21 protein-coding genes and 1 rRNA gene are annotated in these 23,974 nt (G+C 27.6%); 4 read left to right on the top strand and 18 right to left on the bottom strand.

Annotated elements, in window-relative coordinates; genetic code table 11:
• Positions 1 to 149: 149 nt before the first annotated feature.
• The 15 genes from H8891_RS14225 to H8891_RS14155 form a co-directional block, all read right to left on the bottom strand.
• Positions 150 to 812 (bottom strand): ABC transporter ATP-binding protein, encoded by a 663-nt coding sequence (locus H8891_RS14225; protein ID WP_330594297.1) that lies wholly within the window; start codon positions 810 to 812, stop codon positions 150 to 152.
• Positions 813 to 814: 2 nt separating this feature from the next.
• A complete protein-coding gene (locus H8891_RS14220; RefSeq protein WP_187006906.1) occupies positions 815 to 1,573 on the bottom strand; it encodes an ABC transporter permease in 759 nt (252 codons plus the stop codon).
• The gene (locus H8891_RS14215) at positions 1,548 to 2,537 is read right to left on the bottom strand and encodes an ABC transporter substrate-binding protein (protein ID WP_243207857.1); all 990 of its coding nucleotides are present in this window, start codon (positions 2,535 to 2,537) and stop codon (positions 1,548 to 1,550) included. Before H8891_RS14215 ends, H8891_RS14220 begins: the two co-directional genes overlap by 26 nt.
• A 158-nt stretch (positions 2,538 to 2,695) precedes the next feature.
• Positions 2,696 to 3,526, bottom strand: a complete 831-nt coding sequence (locus H8891_RS14210) for an energy-coupling factor transporter transmembrane component T family protein (protein ID WP_187006905.1) — start codon at positions 3,524 to 3,526, stop codon at positions 2,696 to 2,698.
• A complete protein-coding gene (locus H8891_RS14205) occupies positions 3,523 to 5,229 on the bottom strand; it encodes an ABC transporter ATP-binding protein (RefSeq protein WP_187006904.1) in 1,707 nt (568 codons plus the stop codon). Before H8891_RS14205 ends, H8891_RS14210 begins: the two co-directional genes overlap by 4 nt.
• Before the next feature lie 12 nt (positions 5,230 to 5,241).
• On the bottom strand, positions 5,242 to 5,796 hold the full coding sequence (locus H8891_RS14200; RefSeq protein WP_147548084.1) for an ECF-type riboflavin transporter substrate-binding protein: 555 nt from the start codon (positions 5,794 to 5,796) through the stop codon (positions 5,242 to 5,244).
• A gap of 264 nt (positions 5,797 to 6,060) precedes the next feature.
• Positions 6,061 to 8,034, bottom strand: coding sequence for a YgiQ family radical SAM protein (locus tag H8891_RS14195; RefSeq protein ID WP_187006903.1), 1,974 nt, complete (start codon positions 8,032 to 8,034; stop codon positions 6,061 to 6,063).
• Positions 8,035 to 8,206: 172 nt separating this feature from the next.
• Positions 8,207 to 9,598, bottom strand: a complete 1,392-nt coding sequence (locus H8891_RS14190; RefSeq protein WP_187006902.1) for an MATE family efflux transporter — start codon at positions 9,596 to 9,598, stop codon at positions 8,207 to 8,209.
• A 217-nt stretch (positions 9,599 to 9,815) separates the two neighbouring features.
• A complete protein-coding gene (locus H8891_RS14185) occupies positions 9,816 to 10,268 on the bottom strand; it encodes a DUF2383 domain-containing protein (protein ID WP_187006901.1) in 453 nt (150 codons plus the stop codon).
• 53 nt (positions 10,269 to 10,321) lie between these two features.
• Positions 10,322 to 11,635, bottom strand: coding sequence for an aminotransferase class V-fold PLP-dependent enzyme (locus H8891_RS14180; protein ID WP_187006900.1), 1,314 nt, complete (start codon positions 11,633 to 11,635; stop codon positions 10,322 to 10,324).
• A gap of 211 nt (positions 11,636 to 11,846) precedes the next feature.
• The gene (locus H8891_RS14175; protein ID WP_187006899.1) at positions 11,847 to 13,076 is read right to left on the bottom strand and encodes a 30S ribosomal protein S1; all 1,230 of its coding nucleotides are present in this window, start codon (positions 13,074 to 13,076) and stop codon (positions 11,847 to 11,849) included.
• A 94-nt stretch (positions 13,077 to 13,170) separates the two neighbouring features.
• Entirely contained in the window at positions 13,171 to 13,884 is a 714-nt protein-coding gene (locus H8891_RS14170) for a phosphatase (RefSeq protein WP_187006898.1), read from the bottom strand.
• A gap of 144 nt (positions 13,885 to 14,028) precedes the next feature.
• Positions 14,029 to 15,429: an MATE family efflux transporter gene (locus H8891_RS14165; protein WP_187006897.1), complete on the bottom strand. Its 1,401-nt coding sequence runs from the start codon at positions 15,427 to 15,429 to the stop codon at positions 14,029 to 14,031.
• 132 nt (positions 15,430 to 15,561) lie between these two features.
• Positions 15,562 to 16,614: a DNA polymerase IV gene (dinB, locus tag H8891_RS14160; protein ID WP_408637174.1), complete on the bottom strand. Its 1,053-nt coding sequence runs from the start codon at positions 16,612 to 16,614 to the stop codon at positions 15,562 to 15,564.
• Positions 16,615 to 16,721: 107 nt separating this feature from the next.
• Entirely contained in the window at positions 16,722 to 18,230 is a 1,509-nt protein-coding gene (locus H8891_RS14155) for a DUF1846 domain-containing protein (RefSeq protein ID WP_187006895.1), read from the bottom strand.
• 399 nt (positions 18,231 to 18,629) lie between these two features.
• Between H8891_RS14155 and H8891_RS14150 the strand changes: the two genes are divergently transcribed.
• Positions 18,630 to 18,950: a DUF1540 domain-containing protein gene (locus H8891_RS14150; protein WP_187006894.1), complete on the top strand. Its 321-nt coding sequence runs from the start codon at positions 18,630 to 18,632 to the stop codon at positions 18,948 to 18,950.
• A gap of 99 nt (positions 18,951 to 19,049) precedes the next feature.
• A complete protein-coding gene (gene ytaF / locus H8891_RS14145) occupies positions 19,050 to 19,673 on the top strand; it encodes a sporulation membrane protein YtaF (RefSeq protein WP_187006893.1) in 624 nt (207 codons plus the stop codon).
• A 37-nt stretch (positions 19,674 to 19,710) separates the two neighbouring features.
• Here ytaF and H8891_RS14140 read toward each other — a convergent pair whose 3' ends face one another.
• Positions 19,711 to 21,054 (bottom strand): PTS sugar transporter subunit IIC, encoded by a 1,344-nt coding sequence (locus H8891_RS14140; RefSeq protein WP_187006892.1) that lies wholly within the window; start codon positions 21,052 to 21,054, stop codon positions 19,711 to 19,713.
• 29 nt (positions 21,055 to 21,083) lie between these two features.
• Positions 21,084 to 21,698, bottom strand: a complete 615-nt coding sequence (locus tag H8891_RS14135) for an AAA family ATPase (protein WP_330604988.1) — start codon at positions 21,696 to 21,698, stop codon at positions 21,084 to 21,086.
• Positions 21,699 to 21,772: 74 nt separating this feature from the next.
• Between H8891_RS14135 and H8891_RS14130 the strand changes: the two genes are divergently transcribed.
• Complete coding sequence (locus tag H8891_RS14130; RefSeq protein WP_187006891.1) at positions 21,773 to 22,477, top strand: MurR/RpiR family transcriptional regulator; 705 nt, start codon at positions 21,773 to 21,775, stop codon at positions 22,475 to 22,477.
• A 236-nt stretch (positions 22,478 to 22,713) separates the two neighbouring features.
• The gene (locus tag H8891_RS14125; protein WP_187006890.1) at positions 22,714 to 23,817 is read left to right on the top strand and encodes a DEAD/DEAH box helicase; all 1,104 of its coding nucleotides are present in this window, start codon (positions 22,714 to 22,716) and stop codon (positions 23,815 to 23,817) included.
• 48 nt (positions 23,818 to 23,865) lie between these two features.
• On the opposite strand, the gene rrf is transcribed toward H8891_RS14125, so the two are convergent.
• Positions 23,866 to 23,974 (bottom strand): 5S ribosomal RNA (gene rrf, locus H8891_RS14120); the annotation flags it as partial.

Here is a 23,974-nt window from a genome sequence, read left to right as displayed (position 1 = left end):
TCTCTATTAAATTTGATATAAAATAAAAAGCCTACTAAAATAATTTATTACTTTAATAGGCTTTTTATTTTATATTACCGATGTATTAATATATATGACTTATAAAAAATAATTTTATTGCTTTTCTCCTTAATCAAATTATTTTTTTATTATATAAGGTTTATAATATTTTCTTTTTTTATATCTTTTAAGTTATCAAATCTTCCTTTTATAGTTACTGGATTTCCTCCTAATATAAATATTTTATCTGCTAAAAATAGAGCTTCATCTATATCATGAGTAACAAATATAACAGTTTTAGAATCTTTCTTTAAAATTTTTTTTATTTTTTGCATAATCTCATATTTCAACTTAACATCTATAGATTTAAATGGTTCATCCATAATTATATATTTAGCTGGCTTAATAAAAGCTCTTGCTATATTTCCCCTTTGTCGTATTCCTCCACTTAACATTTGTGGATATGAATGTTTATAATCTTCAATTCCTACAAGCTTTAAATACTTATCAACCACGATATTAAGTTTATCTTTATCATAAAATTTTTTACCCACTAATTTTATATTTTCTTCTAGAGTTATCCACTCTATAAGTCTATCCTCTTGAAATATATAACTTATATTATCTTTAGGAATAGATTTAAATTCTTCATTATCGCTTGTAAGTATACCTGTAATCAAATTTAATAATGTACTTTTACCACATCCAGATTTACCTAATATACAGTTAACTTTTTTACTTTCAAATTCTATATCAAAGTCTTTATATATAACCTTATCTTCATAACATTTATTTAAGTTACTTATTTTCATACTTATATTCTTCTCCATTTATAATTGTACTTAGATATATACTTTTGAATATAATCTAATCCTATAGATATTATTACTATTATTACAATCCATGCAAATATAGCTGGTGTATTAAAATTAGTTTTTTCTACTTGAATAATACTTCCTATCCCAAAACTTGGTTGACCATATATTTCACCTGCTATAACTACTTTTAGTGCTAAAGAAAGTGTAGATAGAAAAATGGGTATTAACTTTATATTTATAGATGGTATATATATGTATTTTATTTTATCTATTATTCGTAAATTATATATATCTACCATCTCAATTATATTTTTATCTATATTATTTAAAGCTCCTAGAACACTTTCATACAAAATTGGAAATACTACAGAGATTCCAATTATAAAAGGTGCCTTATTTTTATCAAACCATATCAAAGCTAATACTACTAAAATCATTGTTGGTACAGATTGAAGTATCGAATTTATAGGTTTTATAAAATTTTTAAAACTACTACTTATATAAGATAAAGAGCCTAATACTATAGATATAAAAAAAGCTAAAGAAAAACTTACTAAAACTCTTATTGCTGTAGAACTTATATTTATTAAAAAGTATTCCCCTCTTATAATTTCATATAAATTTTTTAAAACCTCCCCTAAGGTAGGCAGGTATATATCATTATCTATTTTAATTGCTAAAAGTTCCCACATAATAAAAAGTAATATACAAGATGAAAATACCTCTAATTTACTCTTTAAAAAAGATTTTTTCATCTGGTAGTTTTCCTCCTAATGTATTAATATCAAATTCTGATAGCATTTTATAATAATCTAAATAATCTTTCATATAATCTTTAGCTTTTATGAATTTTAAGTTTGCATTTTTTATAGATTTACTAATTATTTCTTTTTTCGTACTTACACCAACTTCATTTGCACACTCTCCTACTTTATTTGGATTTTCATTTGCAAATTTTACACTTTCATTTACTTTATTTAAAAAACTTTTTACAAATTCTTTATTTTCTTTTGCAAAATCTGACTTTACGATTATTGTAGCTTGGGGATATCCAAATTTTGAATTAGTTATACTTTTATATTCTTCATTTAAGTTTTTAATCAAATTTATATTTTCATTTTTACTTAGTAATGCACTTAATACTGGTTCTGGAACTATAGCTGTATCAACTTTTCCTGTTGCTATAATAGGAACTAGTTCATTTGCAGAACTAACATATGTAAAATCAATATTTTTTTCATTAATTCCACTTTCTTTTAATATAAATTTAGTTGTTATATCTGGAGTTAGCCCTTTTCCAGTATTAGCAACTTTATCACCTTTTAAATCATTAAAACTTTGTATATCTTTATTAGATACAAGATAAAAAGAACCTAATCCAGTAGTTCCTGCAATCTGATAATTTTTTGTTTTATTATAAGCAATAGCTGCCATATTTGATGGTACTATTGCTATATCAGCATCTTGTTTCATAACAGTTGTAGCAAGCGTATCTGGTGTTTTTTCTATGTTATAAACTACATTATATCCATCTTTTATAATTGGTTTTTCCTTAATCATCTTTGCCATGGATACAGCTGGCAATCCATCTGGCATAATAACTTTAACATCTTTAACGTTATATACTTTTTGTTCCTTGTATACACTTGTATTGCTACATCCAACTATAAATACTACACATATAAGCATAGTTAAACTCTTCAATACTTTTTTCCCCAATACCTTTCCCCCCTTAAATATATTATCGCTATAATAGTAGTATATTAATTTTATTAATTCAGTAATTTCCTATAAATTCTGATAATTATAATTCTAACAAATACAAATAAAAAAGCTAACTCATAAGTAATTAATAAATTACTTTGAGTTAGCTTTTTTTATATAAATGGATTATAAAATCTATTTCCATTTTTAAATGTTATATATAAAGATCCTACCAAGATTAATATAGCTAAAAATATAGCTATATAATCACTTAATTTAAACTTTCTTGAATTATACCAAGTACGTTTTCTTCTATTTCCAAATCCTCTAAGTTCCATAGCGCAACTTATAACTTCTATTCTCTCTAAACTCGAAAATATTAAAGGCATAAGTATAGATGAAATATTTTTAAGACGTTTACTTAGTTTTTCTTTCCTAGACATATCTATACCTCTAGCCTGTTGTGCATAAGATATATCATGATAATCTCTTTGTATATCAGGTATATATCTTAAGGCTATTGCTACTGAATATGCAATTTTATAATTTATACCTAATTTATTTAATGATGCTGCAAATTCACTAGGGTCTGTAGTTACTATAAATAATAAGGCCATAGGTATTGTTGCTAGTATCTTTAAGTTAAAGTTTAACTGATAAAATAACTGCTCTGCAGTTATAGTATATGGACCTATTAATTTTAATAAATTAGTTCTAGTTCCATAAATTTCAACACCTTGATAAGGTCCTAATATAAATATTGCAATATTATTTAATATCATAAAGAAAAAAATAAAATATACAACGAATGCCACATCTTTAAATTTTATCTTTGATATTTTAAATATTATAAGACTTAAAATTAACATACCTATAAGAACTCTTGTATCATAAGTTACCATAGATGCAATCGACCAAGCTATGAAAAATATTAATTTTGTGGCACCTGTTAAATTATGGATAGGTGAATTTTCTTTTATATATGATAGCATTGTTGTTTTCATACTCTTCTAATCCTCCTATCATATTCAATAAATTTATTTACAAAATTTCGCGGATTATCTAATTCACACCTAACTGCTAGCTCATAAACAGAAGTTTCTTTTAAATTAGCTTGTTTAATAACTTCATTATTAGTTAATATACTAGCTGAAGTGTCATCAGCTAATTTCTTTCCATCAGCTAAAACTATAGCTCTATTAGTGTATTCAAGCATTAAATGCATATCGTGTGTAATCATTATTATAGTTACGCCTTTTTTATTTAATTCAACTAAAAACTCCATTATTTCATTATAATGTCTAAAATCTTGTCCAGCTGTTGGCTCATCAAGAATTATTATTTCTGGATTTAATACTAATATAGAAGCTATTGTAACACGTTTTTTCTGACCATAGCTAAGTGCTGATATTGGCCAATTACGATACTCATATAATCCACATACCTTTAATGTTTCATATACTCTTTCTTTTATATCCTCGTCTTTGAAGCCTCTAAATTTAAGACCTAATGCAACTTCATCAAATATCATAGTTTTAGATATCATTTGATTAGGATTTTGCATAACTATTCCAATTTTTTCCGCACGCTCTTTAATAGAATCATTAGTAATATCTCTATTATTTAAAAGTATTTCTCCACTAGTTTGCTTATAAAAACCACAAATCAATTTAGATATAGTAGATTTACCTGCTCCATTCTTACCTACTATACTTACCATTTCACCTTTATTTATTTTAAATGATATATCATTTAAAATAGGTTTATCTTTTTCATATTTAAAAGATACATTTTTTAATTCTAGTAAAGTTTCGCTTTCCTTTTTAACTTTATCAACTTCACTATGATTATTCCATTTTTCAAGGCTTTCTTTACACTTACTTGTATCTATAGTATTTATATGTCCAGGTTTTATATCTGGAGTTATATTCACACCTGCATACTTAAGAGCTGTAATATAAAGTGGTTCACGAATACCACTTTTCTTTAATACATCAGATGAAATCAATTCGTCTGCACTCATATCAGCAATTATCATACCTTCATCCATAACTATTATTCTATCAACATCACAATGAAGAACATCCTCTAATCTATGCTCTATTATAATTATTGTTTTATCAGTTTCATGTTTTATCTTATCTATAAGTTTTATAGCATTTTTACCTGTTGCCGGATCTAAACTCGCTAAAGGCTCATCAAATAATAATATATCTACATCATCTACTGTAACCCCAGCTAAAGTAACTCTTTGTTTTTGACCTCCAGATAAACTATATGGAGATGAATCTAATTGTTTATCTATACCAACTAATTTTGACACTTTTTTCACCATAGATTTCATCTTACTTTGAGGCGTACAATCATTTTCTAATTTAAAAGCTATATCTTCCGCTACCGTTAAACCTATAAATTGACTATCAGGGTCTTGAAGCACTGTTCCTACCATCTTTGATACCTCAAAGATACCCATATCTTTTGCTTCTTTTTCCATTATTTTTAAGCTACCCGTACTAGTTCCTTGATAGTAAAAAGGTGTAAGTCCATTTATGCAATGAGCTAAAGTACTTTTACCAGAACCCGACGGACCTACTATTAATACTTTCTCACCTTCGTATATTGTAAGATTTATATTTTTTAAAGTAGGTTTAGCTTGAACTCTATATTTAAAAGTAAAATCTTTAAATTCTATTATTTTCTTTTTCATACGAATCTCCTTTTATAGTTCTCTATCTAAACTACCCGTTGGTATCTTAGTTTTTGCATAGCTCTTTATTATAATAGTTCCTAAAACTGCTACTGTTAGTATATTTCCAATTCCACCTAAAATACCTTGTAAATATACCTTAGATGCAGGTTCTGCATAAATTAATATATCTAGTGTTGGTGCTACTACAAACCATGCTAGTGCATTTGCAATAATTTGAGTAATATTAAATATTATTATTTCCTTTTTATTAAATTCGCCTCCACTAATATTAATTTTCTTATATATAAGACCTATTACTAATCCAACTACAGCTGATGCTATAACCCAACTAAACCATGGTGATCCGTAAAATATAGCATCTTTTAAACAATGTCCTATAAAACCTATTAAAAAACCTGCAAGTGGACCATACATAAGTGCCATTAAAGCTAAAAATGCATATGCAGTTTCTATATTTGTATTTGGTATTCCTGTTGGTATAGAACCAAAACGCCCTAATATCATAAATACCGCCGATCCAATTCCTATAGCAACTATTGTTTTTATGGTAAGCTTATTTCCCATTCAATCAACCTCCTTTTCTATTAAGTTTTTATATTTCTATAGATTTAAGTTGAAATTTTATACTTGTTTATATAGTATAATATTCTCTATATTTTTTTATTTTTTCATTTTTAGTCATAATTTTTATTATAAGTAATGTATCAAAAAATGTCAATTTTCAACTCTTTAAGTTGAATATAAGAAAACTTTTTCAATTATATTTTAAATATATTATACTCAATTTTATATAAATAAAAGCCTGTTTGATTAAACAGGCTTTTATATCTATCTTTTCTTTCTTCTTTGTTTGTTTGAATTATTATTTCTATCATTTCTAGATTTATTATCTCGATTGTTTTTAGTTCCACGTTTACCTTTATTATCATTTCTGTTATTTTTTCTACCTGAAGATTTTGTTGAAGAAGATTTTCCTTTATTGTAGTGATTATTTCTAGAATATTCTCCTTTAGGCTTTATTAAGCATTTTGGTCCAAATCCTATTAAATCTTCTCTTCCTGCTTCAACTAAAGCTGCATGAACTAATTCATAATTTCTTGGAGCTCTATATTGAAGTAATGCTCTTTGCATAGCTTTCTCACGTTTAGATTTTGGAACATATACAGGTTCCATAGTTAACGGATCTAATCCTGTATAAAACATTGTAGTTGATAATGTTCCAGGTGTTGGATAGAAGTCTTGAACTTGTTCTGGCTGATACTTAGTATCTCTTAAATACTCTGCAAGTTCTATAGCTGAATTTAGTGTTGACCCTGGATGAGAAGACATTAAATACGGTATAATGTATTGCTTCTTACCAGCTCTTTCACTTAATCTAAAAAACTTTTCTCTAAATTTATCATAAGTATTTCCTGCTGGCTTTTGCATATATTGTAATACTTCTTCTGCTATATGTTCTGGAGCAACTTTTAACTGTCCACTTACATGATGTTCAACAAGTTCTTTAAAGAATTTATCATTTTTATCTGCCATTACATAATCATATCTAATACCTGAACGTACAAACACCTTTTTAACTTTAGGTAAACTTCTTACCTTTCTAAGAAGCTCTAAAAAGTCAGTATGATCTACTTTTAAGTTTTTACATGGCTTTGGATGTAGACATTGTTTATTTTTACAAGCACCTTTAGTTATTTGTTTTTCACAAGCAGCATCCCTAAAGTTTGCTGTAGGTCCACCTACATCATGTATATATCCTTTAAAGTCTTCTAATTCTGTTATATATTTAGCTTCTTCTAATATAGATTCATGACTTCTACTTTGTACAGCTCTTCCTTGATGGAATGTTATTGCACAGAATGAACAACTACCAAAACATCCTCTTGAACTAACTATTCCAAACTTAACTTCTTCTATTGCTGGTATTCCACCCATAGCTTTATACATTGGGTGGTAATCTTTAGCATAAGGAAGTGCATAAACTGCATCTAACTCTTCTCTATTTAGTGGTGGTTCTGGTTTATTTTGAACTAAATATTTATCTCCATGTCTTTGTATTATAACTTTTCCTCTATATGGGTCTTGTTCATCATATTGTATTTTAAATGCCTTAGCATAAAGTTCTTTATTTGAAGAAACCTCTTTAAATGATGGTATTTCTACATAATCATCATATATTTCATCCTTGCTATCTGCAACATAACAAGTCCCATTTACATGTCTTATATACTTTGGTTCAAATCCATCATTTAATGCATTAGCTACTTCTACAATTTGTCTTTCACTCATACCATAAACTAATAAATCTGCTTGACTATCTAAAAGTATAGACTTTCTTACTCTATCACTCCAATAGTCATAATGTGCAAATCTTCTTAAACTAGCTTCTAAACCACCTATTATTATTTTTGCATCTTTATATGCTTCTCTTATTTTATTACAGTAAACTATAACTGCTCTATCCGGTCTAAGACCCATCTTAGCTCCTGGAGAATATAAATCTTTATCTCTTCTTTTTTTACTTACTGAGTAGTGGTTAACCATAGAGTCCATATTTCCAGAGTTAACTAAAAAGCCTAATCTTGGTTCACCTAATTTCATAAAGTCATCTGTACTTTTCCAATTTGGCTGTGCTATTATACCAACTTTGTATCCTGCATTTTCTAATACTCTAGATATTATAGCTGTTCCGAAACTATGATGGTCTACATACGCATCTCCTGTTACTAATACGAAATCTAATTGTTCCCATCCTCTATCAATCATATCTTGTTTACATACTGGTAAAAATTTATTTGTCATTTAATCACCTACTTATATGTCATATATATTTATTATTAACTATTTTGAATAAGTAAAATCAAATTTACTACTTAAGATTCTATTATACCATTAACTTGCCTACTATTTATATGATTTTTTATTTCCAAAACAAAAAGTGCCAATTATCTTAATTAGCACTTAATTTATATACTTATCTTAATACAGTTTTTCTATCTATATCATGGCTAGAGTTTTTATAAAGTTTATTGGTTTTTAATAAATATACGTATACACTTATCATCAGTATACCTTTTAATATACTCGATATACTTATACTCCACCAAACACCACTTAATCCTAATAACTCTGGTCTTGATAAAAAATATGCCATAGGTACCCTTGCTCCTGTTAATACTGTCAATATAATTGATGGTATATAAGTTCTACCTATACCCTTAAATGCTCCTGCTGTTATTATCTCTACACACATAAAAAGCTGAGAATACCCTAAAATTTTTAAATAACTAGCACCTTCTTTTATAGCATCAGCTTCATTTATAAATATAGTAAATATTTGTTTACCAGCAAATATTAAAATCGAAGTCGTTATTATTCCTAAGACAGTTGCAATACCTAAAGTTATTTTAAATCCTTTATTTATCCTGTCATATTTAGTTGCTCCATAGTTTTGCCCTACAAAACTACTTAGTGCCACAGCAATTCCATCAGCAGTCATCCATGATATAGCCTCTATTTGAGATCCTACTTTTTGTGCAGCTATAGCTACTGGTCCCCATGACGCTACTATCACTCCAAGTAACATTGAGAATATGGTAAACATACCACTTTGTATAGCTACAGGCATACCTAATTTACATAATGATTTATAGTATTCTAAACTTATTTTTCTAAATAATTTCACCTTAAAATACTCATTATTTCTTTTCATAATCATAACTATAAAACACATAGTAACTATAAATTGTGAAAATACTGTAGCTATAGCAGCTCCTTCTACACCAAGCTTTGGAAATGGCCCTATGCCAAGTATAAGTAATGGGTCTAATATTATATTAGTTATAAGTCCTACTGTGTTTATTCTAAATGGATCTTTACTATTACCCATACCATTAAATATAGCTGTAAATATCGGATTTATAAAATAAAATATCATTCCTAATGCAACTATAACTAAATATTTTTTAGACATTGATATAACATTTGCATCTCCTAAATTAAAAAAACCTATTAAACTATCTTTAAATATTAATAGTACTAATGTATATATTAAAGATAATATGATATTTACCTCTATAGCAGCCTTTATATAAGATTTAGTTTCTTCTGCATCATTTTTCCCCATACTTTGTGCTACTTGAACTTCTCCACCTACTCTAGATATAGCAACAAATGCCATTGCCAGCCATGGAAAAAATCCAGCTGTACCAACAGCTGCTACAGCACTACTTCCCGCTTTTCCTACCCATACCATATCTACCATATTATAGGCCATTTGTATAAATGATGTTCCCATTATAGGAAGTGCTAGTTTTATTAGTTTATCTATTATTTTTCCTTCTGTTAAATCTATTCTTCCCTGCAAATTTACCACCTCTTTTTTATAGAATTTTCCGAATTTACCTATTCGCTATATTAATAATAGCTATACCTTCTAAATATTTCTATAAAAATTTATAATTTTAACTTATTATTTAAGAAGCAATATCACAAAATAAATCTAATTTTATATTTCAGTAACTTTTACTTAAAAATAGGTATGATATAGATTATTTAAATCATCTAAATCATACCTTAAGTTTTTATAAAGATTTATATAATTTCTCTAGCCTATTATTTATGGATTTGTATTCACTAACCATTTCATTTAGATGTTGGAAAATACCTTTATCTAACTTCTCATCTTTATATGAATTGATTAAACTACTTCCACCTTTTATACCCATATCTATAGCATTTATTGCATGGTCTATAACTTCTTTATCATTATCTATAAAAATATCTTTTAATTTTTCAAACATGCTTGCCATTTCTCCAGCTACTCCTAATGAATTACTAGGTTCTCCTCCAAGTTTTTTTATATATGAACTTACTTTTTCATCTTGCTCTCTAAATATAAGCATAATTTTAGTTAATTCATTTTTTATATCCTGGCTTTTAGCTTTGTCTTGATAAACCCTAAATGAGTCCGCTCCCATATGAATTCCTCTTAAAAATTTATTTAATTCTTTTATTAATTCATCATGTTTATCCATTTTATCACCTCATCATTAGTTTCCTTATAAACAGTTAGATTATTCATACATTCCTAAAATATATTGTTTACAAATTTTCTAGATCTATTTATTATAAATTCCATAGTATTTAAAAATTCATCTACTTCTTCACATGTATTATATAATCCTAAACTTGCTCTAACCATACCAGCTGCTTTACAATCTCGTTTTAATAAATCTTGAGCTGCCTCATCTGTTATTCCTAGTAATCTTCTTACATAAGTATGCGCACAAAATGCTCCTTGCCTAACTGCTATTCCTCTAATATATGATAACTTATCTGCAACAGAATCAAAGTTTATTCCATCTACATTAAAAGGTATAACACCTAATCTATCTTCACAATTTAAATCACCATATAATTTTACTCTATCTATATCTTTAAGGCCTTTTATTAACCTATCTTTAAGAAGGTCTTCATGTTCTTTTACTTTATCAAATCCTATTTCTTTTAATTTATTCATAGCTGTATATAGTGCTACAACACCCAAGTAATTTGGTGTTCCTGCTTCAAATCTCTCTGGCGCATTACTCCAATAAATATCATAATCAAATACTAAATCTACAGCTCCTCCACCTTTTATAAATGGCTCTTTTTTTTCTAAATCTTCTTTAAGTCCAATAACTAATCCAGACCCATATGGCGCATACATTTTATGCCCAGATAAAGCTAAAAAATCTATAGAATCATCATTTCCTGTTCCTTTCATATTTATCTCTCTATGAGGTGCTAGTTGAGCTGCATCAACAATAATTTTAGCTCCATATTTATGAGCTATTTTAGCTATATGATTTATTGGATTAATATGACCTGTAACATTTGATGCTCCCGTTACAGTTACAAACTTTACATCTCCATTATGTTTAATTAATTCTTCCTCTATATCATCTATATTTAATCTTCCCTTTTCATCTACTTCAATATATATTAAATTTGCATTATATCTCCATGGAAGGTCATTTGCATGATGTTCCATTCTAGTTGTAATTACTTTATCATACTTACTATTTAATAATGTATTTGCAAGTAAATTTATACCTTCTGTGGTATTTTTTGTAAATATAACTGTGTATCTATCATCATTGTCTAAATTAAAAAATGTTTTCACATAATCTCTACACTTTTCATATATCTTACTTGAATACTCAGATTTTGGCCCCTTTCCTCTTCCTATAGAACCATACATTTGCATATGCTTAAAAATTTCTTTATCCACACATTTAAAAGGAGGTGTCGTTGCACCATTATCAAAACATATAGGAGTAGCATATGCTCCATCTGATAATTTTATTGTTAAATCTACCCCATCAAACATGTGTCTGTAATTGATTTCTTGTCTATACATTCCCTTCCCCCCATATAAAAATATATAAAAGTAGCAATTATACTTCTTATTTAATAGTATTCAAGTTTAAAAATAATGTTCATTTTTAATATATTTGCTAAGTTATCATACTGTAAAACACAAACTAGTTTCTCATATATTATTTATGATTTTAAAATAGCAAATAAAAAAGAGTATCTCTTTTTTATTTTGAGATACTCTTTTTAATAAATTATTTTAAGTCTTTAAATTTTTCTTTAAATAATTCACCTATAGAACCTAAAGAATCTTCTGTTTCTAAGAATTCAGAATAGTCTTCTTCTGGCTCTTTTGTAGCTTCTTTTAATGAAACTACCATTTTTTTATCTTTATTTTTTATATCTATTATCATAACATCTATTTCATCTCCAACGTTTACAACGTTAGATACTTTCATTACTCTATCTTCACTTAATTCAGATATTGGTAAGAAGGCTTCTACTCCAAGTTTAACTTCAACAAATGCTCCTCTTTCTATTAATTTTAATACCTTAACATTTATTATATCTCCAACTTGCATTTCTTCTTTTATAGAATTCCATGGGTCATTGTTTATATCTTTTATAGCTAATCCTATTCTTTTGTTTTCTTTATCTACATTTATAACATACACATCTACTTCTTGACCTTCTTTAACAACTTCTTCAACAGAATTTATTCTATGCCAAGCTAATTCATTTATATGAGCTAAACCTTCTATTCCACCTAAATCTATAAATGCTCCATAACTCATTATCTTACTTACTTTACCAGTTCTTTTTTGACCTACTTCAAGTGAGTTAAATAAATCTTCTTTAGCTTTTTTAACTCTAGCTCTTTCTGCTTCTTTTTCTGCTTTTATTCTAGCTCTTTTTTCTGCTTTTTCTGCATCTAATCTTTCTTGAGCTACTTCTCTATGAGATGCTACTATTCTGTTTCTTCTTAAATCCATTTCTAACATGTAAACTTCTAAATCACGACCAACATATGCAGCAGTATTGTTTACAAATTTTACATCTATTTGAGATAATGGTATAAATACAGTTTCTGTTTTATAACTTGTAAATAATCCTTTTTCTATACTTCTTTCTACGTGTACTGTTAGTATAGTATGATTATCTAAAGCTTCTTTAAGTTCTTTTCTAGTAGCTTCTACAAAAGCTTTTTTTACTGATAAATATATAACTCCATCTTTACGTTGTATCTTAGTTATTTCTACACTTACTTCTTCCCCTATTTTATATTTATCTGATATCTCCTCATCTTTAGCTAGTAAAAGCTCAGAAGATGGTATAATTCCATCAAATCCATAGTTTAGTTCTATACGAATCTCATCATATAATATTTTAGTTATTTTTCCAGTTATTATCTGACCAACTTTTAGATTACTCATTTCTTTTTCTTGTTGTTCTAAAAGTTCTTGCATAGTTTGATTGTTATCCATTAAATTCCATTCCTTTCTATGTAAACGTTTATAATTTCATATATTTACCTATTATTATATCACTAACATTTAATTCTTTATATTATTAATTAATTTACTTTGTAAAAAATATTTCTTTTATGCAGTCTTCGCTATAATTCACCACTAAATTTCCTGGGAAATCTACTTCTTTTAATATTCTTTCACAATTTTCAAATGCTCCAACTTGATAATAAATATGAGCATCACTTCCTAATATAACTTTGACATTATATTTTTTACATAAATTTAATAATTCTTGTGCGTTTTTAGTAGCTCCAACCCTAAAACTATTTGGTCTTAACGATGAATTATTTATTTCTAATAATGTATTAGTTTCTTTAGCTTTTTTTACAACTGTTTCATAATCTACTGGATATCTACTATCATCCAGATGCCCTATTATTTTAACTTCTTCATTTTCCATAGCACATAAAACAGCTTTGGTATTTTCTTCTTTACTTCCGGGAGATATGCACGGTGGATGTAAACTAGCTATTACATAATCTAACTTTCCAACTACATCTTCTGGTATATCTAAATTTCCATCAAAATCCATTATATTTGCTTCTATTCCTTTTAACATCTTTATTCCATTTATTTCTTCTTTTATAACTCCTAAATTCCCAAAATAGAAAGGATGTGTACTCCCTGGCATCTCTGGAGCATGATCTGAAACACCTAAATATTTTAATCCTTTTTCTTTTGCTTCATCTATGTTTTCTTTTAATGTACTATATGCATGTCCACTAGCTATAGTATGACAATGTAAATCTATAATTGGTTTCATATTTAAGCCTCCTATTTATAGTTTATATTTTTAATTATATAATAATTAATTTCTTTTTATCAAAATTTTATTTAGTACTAATATGCAAAATAAGCTATCATAATGAGCAAACACTACTTATTATGATAGCTTATGTAAATTTTTTTATTCTTCAGCTTTAGTTTTAGCTATTTCCACATTTACTTGGCCTAAATGATTAACTGATAATGTCTTTTTATAAAATACAATAAAGCATACTACAGTAGTAATCGCAGCTAACACGTCTGCAACAGGCTCTGCCATTAATACTCCTTGTAATTTATTTTCAATAAACATAGGTAATATAAATATTAATGGTATTAATAATATTATTTTTCTAAGTAATGCTAATATCATAGATATTTTTGCTTGACCTAATGCAAGGAATGTTTGTTGACAAGCAATCTGAGCTCCAAACATAAATATTCCAGCAAAATAAATTCTCATACTCCATGCTGTTATTGACACAAGTTCTGGATTACTATTAAATATAGATACATAAATTTGTGGAAATGCAATTATACTTACACACATTATAGTTGCATATGTAAAACAACATATAATTAATAACTTAAATGTCTTTCTAACCCTATCTAGTTGGCCTGCTCCGTAGTTAAAACTCATTATAGGTTGCGCCCCTTGAGTTAATCCCATCATAGGTAGAAGTATTATTTGCATGACACTACTTATTATAGTCATAGCTCCTACTGCTAAATCTCCTCCATATTTTGCAAGGCTATTATTCATAGTTATTATAACTAAACTTTCGGTAGCATTCATTATAAATGGTGATATACCTAAAAGTAATATAGGAACAACTACTTTAACACTTGGTACAATATATTTTTTCTTTATTTTTAGTACACTTTTTTTACCAACTAAGAATTTTAATACCCAAATAGCAGAAACAAATTGAGCTGTTATCGTAGCTAATGCAGCTCCTTTCACTCCCATATTTAATCCAAATATAAATATAGGATCTAGTATTATATTTATAATTGCACCTATCATAACTGTCATCATTCCAGTTTTAGCAAATCCTTGAGTATTTATAAATGGATTCATTCCTAATCCTATTTGTACAAATATAGTTCCTATAAGATAAATCCCTATATAGTCATTAGCATATCCTATCGTTTTATCACTTGCTCCAAATGCCCAAAGTATATCTTCTTTAAATATCAAAAACGATATTGTTAATACAAATGATATTATTAATAATGTAGAAAAACTATTAGTCATTATTTTTTCTGCACCATCATTATCTTTTTCTCCCATTTTTATAGCTGCTAGTGGAGCTCCCCCCATACCAACTAAAGCGCTAAAAGCTGATACTATCATTATTATTGGAAAAGCTACTCCAACACCTGCCATAGCAATTTCTCCACTTGGTATTCTTCCTATAAAAATTCTATCCACTATATTGTATAATACATTCACTATCTGAGCTATTATAGCAGGTAGTGCCAATTGAAATAATAACTTAGAAACACTACCTTTCCCCAAATCTGTAGCTTGCTTTGACATATTAACCTCCTTATTAAAATACAATTAAATCCTATGATAGCATATTCCTAAATAAAATTAAATATTTTAATTTAAAATATTTTTATTGTTTATAATTTATTCTAATAAATAATTTTTGTTACTATAATTAAGTTATAACTTATCAAACAACGATATAGTAGTATACATTTCTTTTTCTTTATCTGATAAGTTTGATATACTTACACCTATTAATCGAATTTGTTTATTCTTATCTTTGATTTTCTCTATTAAAATATTAGTATTTCCTAATATATCATCATATGTATGTATAGGAGTTTTTAAAGTATGTCTTTTAGTTACTTGTTGAAAATCTTCATACTTAACTTTTACAGTTATTGTTTTTCCAGATTTATTAATAGAATTTAATCTCATATATACATCTTTTACAACTTCTTTTATATGCTCATTTAATTCATCTGAATCAAAATTCACATTAGAAATAAATGTACTCTCTGCACCTACTGATTTTCTTTCTCTACTAACCTTTACAGGTCTATGATCAATCCCCCTAGCAAAGTTATACATATCGTATCCTTTTTTCTTAAATATTGTTTCTAATTGAATTAACTCCATATTTCTTAAATCATACCCATTGTTTATTCCCATCATTTTAAGTGTTTTTTCTGTGACTTTTCCAATACCAAAAAACTTTTTTATAGGCAGTTTATCTATGAATTCTTGAGCTTTTTCAGGAGTTATAACCGTCAATCCATTAGGTTTTTGATAATCAGATGCTATTTTAGCTAAAAATTTATTGTAAGAAACCCCAGCAAATGAAGTTATACCTATTTCTTTATATATATCATGTTTAATTCTTTTCGCAATTACACTTGCATACTCTATACCCTTTTTATTCTCAGTAACATCTAAGTATGCTTCATCTAAAGATAGTGGTTCTATAATGTCAGTATATCTTTTAAAAATTTCTCTTATTTGACATGAAACCTTGTGATATACATCAAATCTAGGAGGAACGAATATAGCATGTGGACACCTTACATAAGCAACTTTAGATGGCATAGCTGAATGTATCCCAAATTTCCTTGCTTCATACGAACAAGTAGCAACCACTCCTCTACTTTCAGGACTTCCTCCAACTATAACTGGCTTTCCTCTAAGTTCTTTGTTGTCTCTTTGTTCTACAGATGCATAAAAAGCATCCATATCTATATGAATTATCTTTCTATTGCTATACAATATATATTCTCCTTATCTATTTTTAATTAAAAAACCGTATTGCAAAATGCTTTACAATACGGTTATATACAATATTAGTTTTGATATAAGTTAGCTGATGGATATTCTGGATCAGAAGTTGTATCCATACCTAATTTTCTAAATGTTTGCTCATCATTTACATTTAACATAGTTGTTGAATGAGCTTGAGCTCCTTTAAGCATAGGTAATTTTTCCATTGCAGCTTGAGCTGTTGGATTAGTTACAGCACATATACTTAATGCAGTTAATACTTCTTCACAGCTTAATGCAACATTTCTATTTCCTAAAGTGTTGGCTTTTAAATTAATAATTGGTTCTAAAACAACTGGTGATATTAAATGCATATCATCATTTATATCAGCAAAATGCTTAACAGCATTTAATACAGCAGCCGCTGTCGCATTCATTGTTTCAGATGCTTTTCCTGTAAGTATAGTTCCATCACAAAGTTCTAATGCAACTACAGGACATATATCATTTGGTGTATTAGAAGCTTCTTTTAACTTAGCACTATATTCTCTAGCAGGCATTACTACTTTTCTATCTTCTGGCTTTAAGTTTAATTCTTCCATTATTAAATTCATTCTATCATAAGCACCTTTATCAACTTGTCCTTTTTTATATTCACAAGCTGTTTTAAAGTATCTTCTTATTATCTCTTGTCTTGAAGCTTCTTGAACTACTTCATCATCTATTATACCATATCCAACTCTATTAACTCCCATATCTGTTGGTGATTGATATACAGATTCTTTTCCTGTTATTTTTTCTATTATTTTCTTTAAAACAGGGAATAGTTCTAAGTCACGGTTGTAATTAACTGATTGTACTCCATATTTTTCAAGATGGAATGAATCTATCATGTTAACATCTTTTAAGTCAACTGTTGCAGCTTCATATGCTATATTTAAAGGATGCTTTAATGGAACATTCCATACTGGGAATGTTTCGAATTTAGAGTATCCAACTTCATTTCCTCTTTTATTTTCATGATATAATTGACTTAAACAAGTTCCTAATTTACCACTATTTGGTCCTGGTGCTGTTACAACTACTATAGGTTTAGTTGTTTCTATATATGGATTAGCTCCATATCCTTCATCACTTACTATAGTATCTACATCACTTGGATATCCTTTAGTTGGAGCATGTTTATATACTTTTATACCTCTACGCTCTAATTTATTTATAAAAACTGTTGTTGCAGGTTGTCCTTCATATCTTGTTATAACAACACTGTTAACATCAAGTTCATATGCTCTTAAATCATCTATAAGTCTTAAAACTTCCATATCATAAGTGATACCGAAATCTCCTCTTATTTTATTTCTTTCGATATCCCCCGCATAAACACATATTACAACTTCTAATTTATCTTTTAAGTTTTGTAATACTTTTATTTTTGCATTTTCATCAAATCCTGGTAAAACCCTCTTTGCATGAAGGTCAAACATTAACTTCCCACCAAATTCTAAGTATAACTTATCATAATTATTAACTCTCTCTAAAATATACTTAGATTGTTCTTCTAAATATTTCTTGTGGTCAAATCCTATCTTCATTGTAATTCCTCCTAGATAAAATATAAATTTAGTAGATATTTCTTCAAAAAATTAAAAATTAAATAAAAAAAGTAAATTTAAATAGATTAAGTCTATATTTACTATAACTAAAATTATAATATCATATATAACTATAACCCAATTTAAAGTAAAATAATATCATATATTTTTATATTTTTCTAGTACATTTTTTAAAATCTACATAAAAAAAAGCTAACTCATTGAGTTAGCGCAATCGAAATATCTACTAAATATTTAATCTATTTATCTTAGGACTTACTATTCTAAATCATTTGAAGACTATTTGCAATATATTTTTTTAATTTCTATTTAAATTTTCAGTATATTTTTTCCAATTGAAATTAATACTATATCTATATATTAGTTGGAGGTGTTTTTTTGATTAAATGTTTATCTATAAATTGCGTTTTTAATGTTTCTGGTTTATGTAGTACATCTGTAGTTAATATAGAAGGTTTTGATGCAAATATAACTCCAGAAACTTATTGCAAAACTTTCATAGACTCTTTAAATTCATCTAAAATAACAAATAGTACTATGGATAATAACGAGACCTCATCTAAAAATATAATATGCAGTGCATATAACTGCACATATAATTTTAGTGGTTCTTGCAAATCATCTGATATACAAGTTAATTTTTTAAATAATACTTGTGAAACATTTAAAAAAAGGTCTTATAATAATTATGAATATTAATTAAAGGCACCTAACTTTGGTGTCTTTAATACTTACAGTAACTAATTTGTCCCTTACTTAATAATATATACTAGTCATCTTATGTTAGGAGGGGATATATTGATAGAAGCTTTAATCTTAGTTTTATCTTTATGTATAGATACTTTTGTTGCTAGTATGGCTTATGGAACAGATAGAATAAAGATTCCATTTACTTCAAATATAGTAATTAATCTTGTATGCTCATTATTTTTAGGAATTTCATTATCTTTAGGGGGCTTGTTCAAAGAAATTTTACCACCTACTGTAGCTTCTACTCTTAGTTTCTTTTTATTATTATCACTTGGTGTCCTTAGACTATTTGAATCTTTTTTTAAAACCTACATTCAAAAGTTTTCTAATATAGGAGCACCCTTGACTTTTAAATTATTTGACTTTAAGTTTGTATTAGAGATATATGCCAGTGAAACTAAAGCTGATTATGATAAATCTAAAAATCTTACCATAAAAGAAGCTATATACTTAGCTGTAGCCCTTTCTTTAGATAGTATAGCAGTTGGATTTGGTAGTAGCTTGATATCTATAAACTATTTTCAAGTTTTGGTGTTATCATTTTTCATAGGTGTAATGTCTTTGTTTCTTGGAGTATACTTTGGTAAAAAATTCATTGAGAAAATAGATATAAATCTTTCTTGGCTTTCTGGTTCTATGCTTATTTTACTAGCTATAATAAGATTTATATAAAAAAAGAGAAGTTTGTAAAATACAAACTTCTCTTTTTTTAAGCTAAATCAAAGTCATCAAAGCTAAAATCGTCATCTAAATCACTTTCTTCTTGCTCTTTTTTTATCATATTACCTTCATAAACTTTGAAAAATGGATAATAAGTCACTATGCTAATTAACACTAATATGAATACAAACAATACATTTCTTATATCCATAGATGATAAGTATGCTTGTGCAAAGAATGGTGTAAAAGATGGGTCAACTATATAACCACAAGTTATAAACCCTATCTTTTGAGCAAAATATGTTAATGATACAGATATAATTGGAGTTACTATAAATGGTATAGCTAATATAGGGTTAAATACTATAGGTCCTCCAAATATTACTGGTTCATTAATTCCGCATATTCCAGGAACAATAGATAACCTTCCTAATGACTTTAGGTGTGCAGATTTACTTCTTGCCATTAATAAAACTAATCCTAGTGTATTACCTGCTCCACCTAATATCGCAATTCTAAACATTTGTAAATTCATTAATACGTTAGGGTCTTGTCCAGCTGCAACCAAATCTGAATTTAATCCCGTATTGCTAAGCCCTAATGTAAATGCTATTGGGAATATTATAGATGTTCCGTTTACCCCAAATAACCATAATAGATTTCCAAAAGTTATAAGTAATAAATACCCCCATAAATTATCAGCTATATTAAGTGCAGGTGTTAGTATACTCATTATTGACTGAGGTAAACTCATTCCTGTGTTAGCTATTATAATAACATTTAGTCCATATAAAATTCCTATATTTAAAATTAAAGGTACCAATGTATTTATAAAAGATGAAACAGCTGATGGAACTGAATCTGGTAAATTAAACTTCCACTCCATTTTATCAACAAATCTTGTTATCTCAACTGAAGCTATTCCTATTATTATAGCTACAAATAATCCATCTGCTCCTAAAAATGACATAGGTATATTACCTTCATTGCTCGGTGCACATATCATAAAGAATAAAGCTGTAGATATAAGTCCTGACATAGAAGCATTCATCTTATAATCACTAGCTAACGTGTACGCTATTGCAAATGCTGACATTACTCCTAGTAATCCCATAGTCATATCAAACGGTGCTGTTATAGTTGCATAATTTGCTACTGCAAATTCCTTCCATGATAATAAAAACTTTACAAATACATTTGCGTTGTTAGGATCAACTAACTCTGGATTTATAGGGGGATTTGCTATTATTAAAAATAACGAACCTACCACAATAAGTGGCAATGTCATCATCATTCCCGTTGAAATAGCATTCAAATGTCTTTGTCTTCCAAGCTTATCTCCAATAGGTGATAGTACTTTATCTAGTTTTTCTAAAAACTTACTTTGTCCCATTTAACTAATCTCCCTTTTTATATTTTGTATTATTCTTGCCAAGGATTATATTGGAATGCACTTTCTATTGCTTCTTCTGGCTTGTACACTTCTAATATTTTTCTATAACGCTCTTTATAATCATTATCAACTTTCATTTGAGGTATAACCTTACTTGCTTCATTTAAGAAGTGGAATGAATCTCTTCCCATTTCAGCTCCTCTTACCGTGTGCTTATCAAGTGCATAGTCAGGTATTTCTGGAACTCTTCCCATTGCAAATCCTTTTATAATAATATTTTTTAACAAGTCACTTGAACGATCTTTCTCACAATTACATAAATATCTTATAGCATGTATGAAATATATAGGTCTATCTCCATCTGCATAAGAAAATTGTTTTCTCATTTCATATAAGTTATTAACAATTATACAAGCTGTTGGTTCTCCCATACCTATATCTTCTACAGTCATAGTTAATAATCTTCTCCATAACTTTTCTTCCATTTGAGGAGATGTTATATACATTTCATAAGCAAATTCACAAGCTTGCTCTTCAAGCCCTCTTCTTATAGATTTTTGAAGTGCTGATATAACTTCATCTCCATTTAGTCCATTACGAGTTTTTATTCTTGCCCATGGGTCTTTTATAAATTTTTCAGCCATGATGTCTACCTCCATATATTTTATATTTATATTTTTTTGAAATTCATATATAATAGCCTTTGAGGTGGTTAAATATGAATTTTGAATATCTTAGTGATAAATATCAACTATCTACCGTAGAACAGAATATATTAAAATATTTATATAATAATATTGATAACTTGAAAAAAATTGGTATACGTAAAGTTGCTAAAGACAATTTTACTTCTACAACCATTATATATAAACTTTGTAAAAAACTAGGTTTTGAAGGTTATTCTGATATGATTTATAATATATCCTACTCTAATAAAATTGATGAAATAGATTCTTCTGTAGATATATTTACAAATGCTTATAATCAAATTAATTCAAACTTAGTTCCTTTATCTAATATACTAAAAAACTCTAAAAATAAATTGATAATGCTACTTGGTGTTGGATACTCACAAATGATTGCAAACTATATGAGTGAGCGATTTGTAATACATGGATTCAAGTGTATTGCAAACACACATTTACAATTGTTAACCAAATCCCATAAAGATGAAGTTTTATTAATAGCTATCTCAAATTCAGGCGAAAGTGCTAGTATATTAGAAGTAGCACAAACTGCTAAAAATAGTGGTATACAAGTAATTAGCTTTGTTGGAAATAAAAACTCTACACTTGCTAATCTTTCAGATATACCAATAGTTTTAAAGGGTTATGAAAAATTCCCTAATTTAAAGAATACTCCAAATACATTCTTTTCCGAAGTATTGTTACTATTCGAATGTTTTATAAGTAATATAGATTAGTATTCTTATAATTTAATCTTAATATTTTTCTTATTTAATTTAAATATATTTAATACTTTTAGAAAAAAGTTTTTCAATAAAAAACATTTTATAAAAATATTTTATTCTATAATTTTTTGATATATTTACATTTTTTTGCTAATAATCAATAATATAATTAGTATTAATATACTTATTATGATATTATTAATTAAGTTGTCAGTAATTAAATTAGCAATATTTGTGAGGTAAATAATATGAATTTTAAAGAATTAGGAATTAATGATAATACAATAAAAACCCTAAAAAAAATGGGAATAACAAATCCAACACCTATACAAGAACAAAGTATAGGTATAATAAAATCAGGTAAAGACGTAATAGCTGAAGCTCAAACAGGAACAGGAAAAACATTGGCATTTTTACTTCCTATATTTGAGAATTTATCATCTGAAGGTAATCATATACAAGCTCTTATAATTTCACCAACTAGAGAACTTGCAATACAAATAACTAAAGAAGCAGAAAAACTTAGTGAAAATACTGATATTAGCTTACTAGCTATGTATGGCGGGAAAGATATTGGCGCTCAGTTAAAAAAGTTAAAAAGAAATATACACTTAGTTATAGCAACTCCTGGTAGACTACTAGATCATATAGACAGAGAAACTGTAGATCTTAGTAAATTGAAAGTCTTAGTTTTAGATGAAGCAGACCAAATGCTATTTATGGGATTTAGAAATGAAGTTGAGACTATACTTAGATATACTTCTAAAAATCGTCAAATGTTATGCTTCTCTGCAACTATGGATTCTGCTGTAAAAAAATTAGCATATAAATATATGAATAATCCAACAGTAGTTAGTGTAGAAAAAGAAGAAATAACATTAACTAATATAAAACAAAACGTAGTTGAAACTACAGATAGAAAAAAACAAGATGCATTATGTTCAGTGTTAGATAAAGATAACCCATTCATGGGAATAATTTTCTGTAGAACTAAAGCTAGAGTTGATAAGCTAGAAGAAGTTCTTCATAGGAGAAAATATAACTGTGCTAAACTTCACAGTGATATAAAACAATCCCATAGGGAAAGAATCATGAAATCATTTAGAAATGCAGATATACAATACTTAATAGCAACAGATGTTGCATCTAGAGGATTAGACATAAGTGGAGTATCTCATGTATATAACTACGACATACCGGAGAATGCAGAAACATATATTCATAGAATCGGGAGAACAGGAAGAGCTGGAGAAGAAGGTTATACATGCATGTTTGTAGACCCAAAAGACTACAATACATTAAAAGAAATAGAAGATGCTATTGAAATGGAAATTCCAAGAAGAGAAGTATAAAAAAGAAGTGCAAAAGCACTTCTTTTTTTATTAGAATAAAAAAAGATTACGCGGCTACGTCCTACTCTCCCAGGCAGCTTCCCACCAAGTACCATCGGCGCTAAAGAGCTTAACTTCTGTGTTCGGAATGGGAACAGGTGTATCCTCTTTGCTATAA

This window comes from Paeniclostridium hominis (genome assembly GCF_014306135.1).
Lineage (GTDB): Bacteria > Bacillota > Clostridia > Peptostreptococcales > Peptostreptococcaceae > Paraclostridium > Paraclostridium hominis.
The sequence above is the reverse complement of the archived record's forward strand: the minus strand, read 5'-3'. Positions and strand labels throughout refer to the sequence as shown.

Coding starts and splice junctions, on each gene's coding strand:
- H8891_RS14225 (WP_330594297.1), bottom strand. CDS start 812: ATGAAAATAAGTAACTTAAATAAATGTTATGAAGATAAGGTTATATAT.
- H8891_RS14220 (WP_187006906.1), bottom strand. CDS start 1,573: ATGAAAAAATCTTTTTTAAAGAGTAAATTAGAGGTATTTTCATCTTGT.
- H8891_RS14210 (WP_187006905.1), bottom strand. CDS start 3,526: ATGAAAACAACAATGCTATCATATATAAAAGAAAATTCACCTATCCAT.
- H8891_RS14205 (WP_187006904.1), bottom strand. CDS start 5,229: ATGAAAAAGAAAATAATAGAATTTAAAGATTTTACTTTTAAATATAGA.
- H8891_RS14200 (WP_147548084.1), bottom strand. CDS start 5,796: ATGGGAAATAAGCTTACCATAAAAACAATAGTTGCTATAGGAATTGGA.
- H8891_RS14195 (WP_187006903.1), bottom strand. CDS start 8,034: ATGACAAATAAATTTTTACCAGTATGTAAACAAGATATGATTGATAGA.
- H8891_RS14185 (WP_187006901.1), bottom strand. CDS start 10,268: ATGGATAAACATGATGAATTAATAAAAGAATTAAATAAATTTTTAAGA.
- H8891_RS14180 (WP_187006900.1), bottom strand. CDS start 11,635: ATGTATAGACAAGAAATCAATTACAGACACATGTTTGATGGGGTAGAT.
- H8891_RS14175 (WP_187006899.1), bottom strand. CDS start 13,076: ATGGATAACAATCAAACTATGCAAGAACTTTTAGAACAACAAGAAAAA.
- H8891_RS14170 (WP_187006898.1), bottom strand. CDS start 13,884: ATGAAACCAATTATAGATTTACATTGTCATACTATAGCTAGTGGACAT.
- H8891_RS14165 (WP_187006897.1), bottom strand. CDS start 15,429: ATGTCAAAGCAAGCTACAGATTTGGGGAAAGGTAGTGTTTCTAAGTTA.
- dinB (WP_408637174.1), bottom strand. CDS start 16,614: ATGGATGCTTTTTATGCATCTGTAGAACAAAGAGACAACAAAGAACTT.
- H8891_RS14155 (WP_187006895.1), bottom strand. CDS start 18,230: ATGAAGATAGGATTTGACCACAAGAAATATTTAGAAGAACAATCTAAG.
- H8891_RS14140 (WP_187006892.1), bottom strand. CDS start 21,054: ATGGGACAAAGTAAGTTTTTAGAAAAACTAGATAAAGTACTATCACCT.
- H8891_RS14135 (WP_330604988.1), bottom strand. CDS start 21,698: ATGGCTGAAAAATTTATAAAAGACCCATGGGCAAGAATAAAAACTCGT.
- H8891_RS14130 (WP_187006891.1), top strand. CDS start 21,773: ATGAATTTTGAATATCTTAGTGATAAATATCAACTATCTACCGTAGAA.
- H8891_RS14125 (WP_187006890.1), top strand. CDS start 22,714: ATGAATTTTAAAGAATTAGGAATTAATGATAATACAATAAAAACCCTA.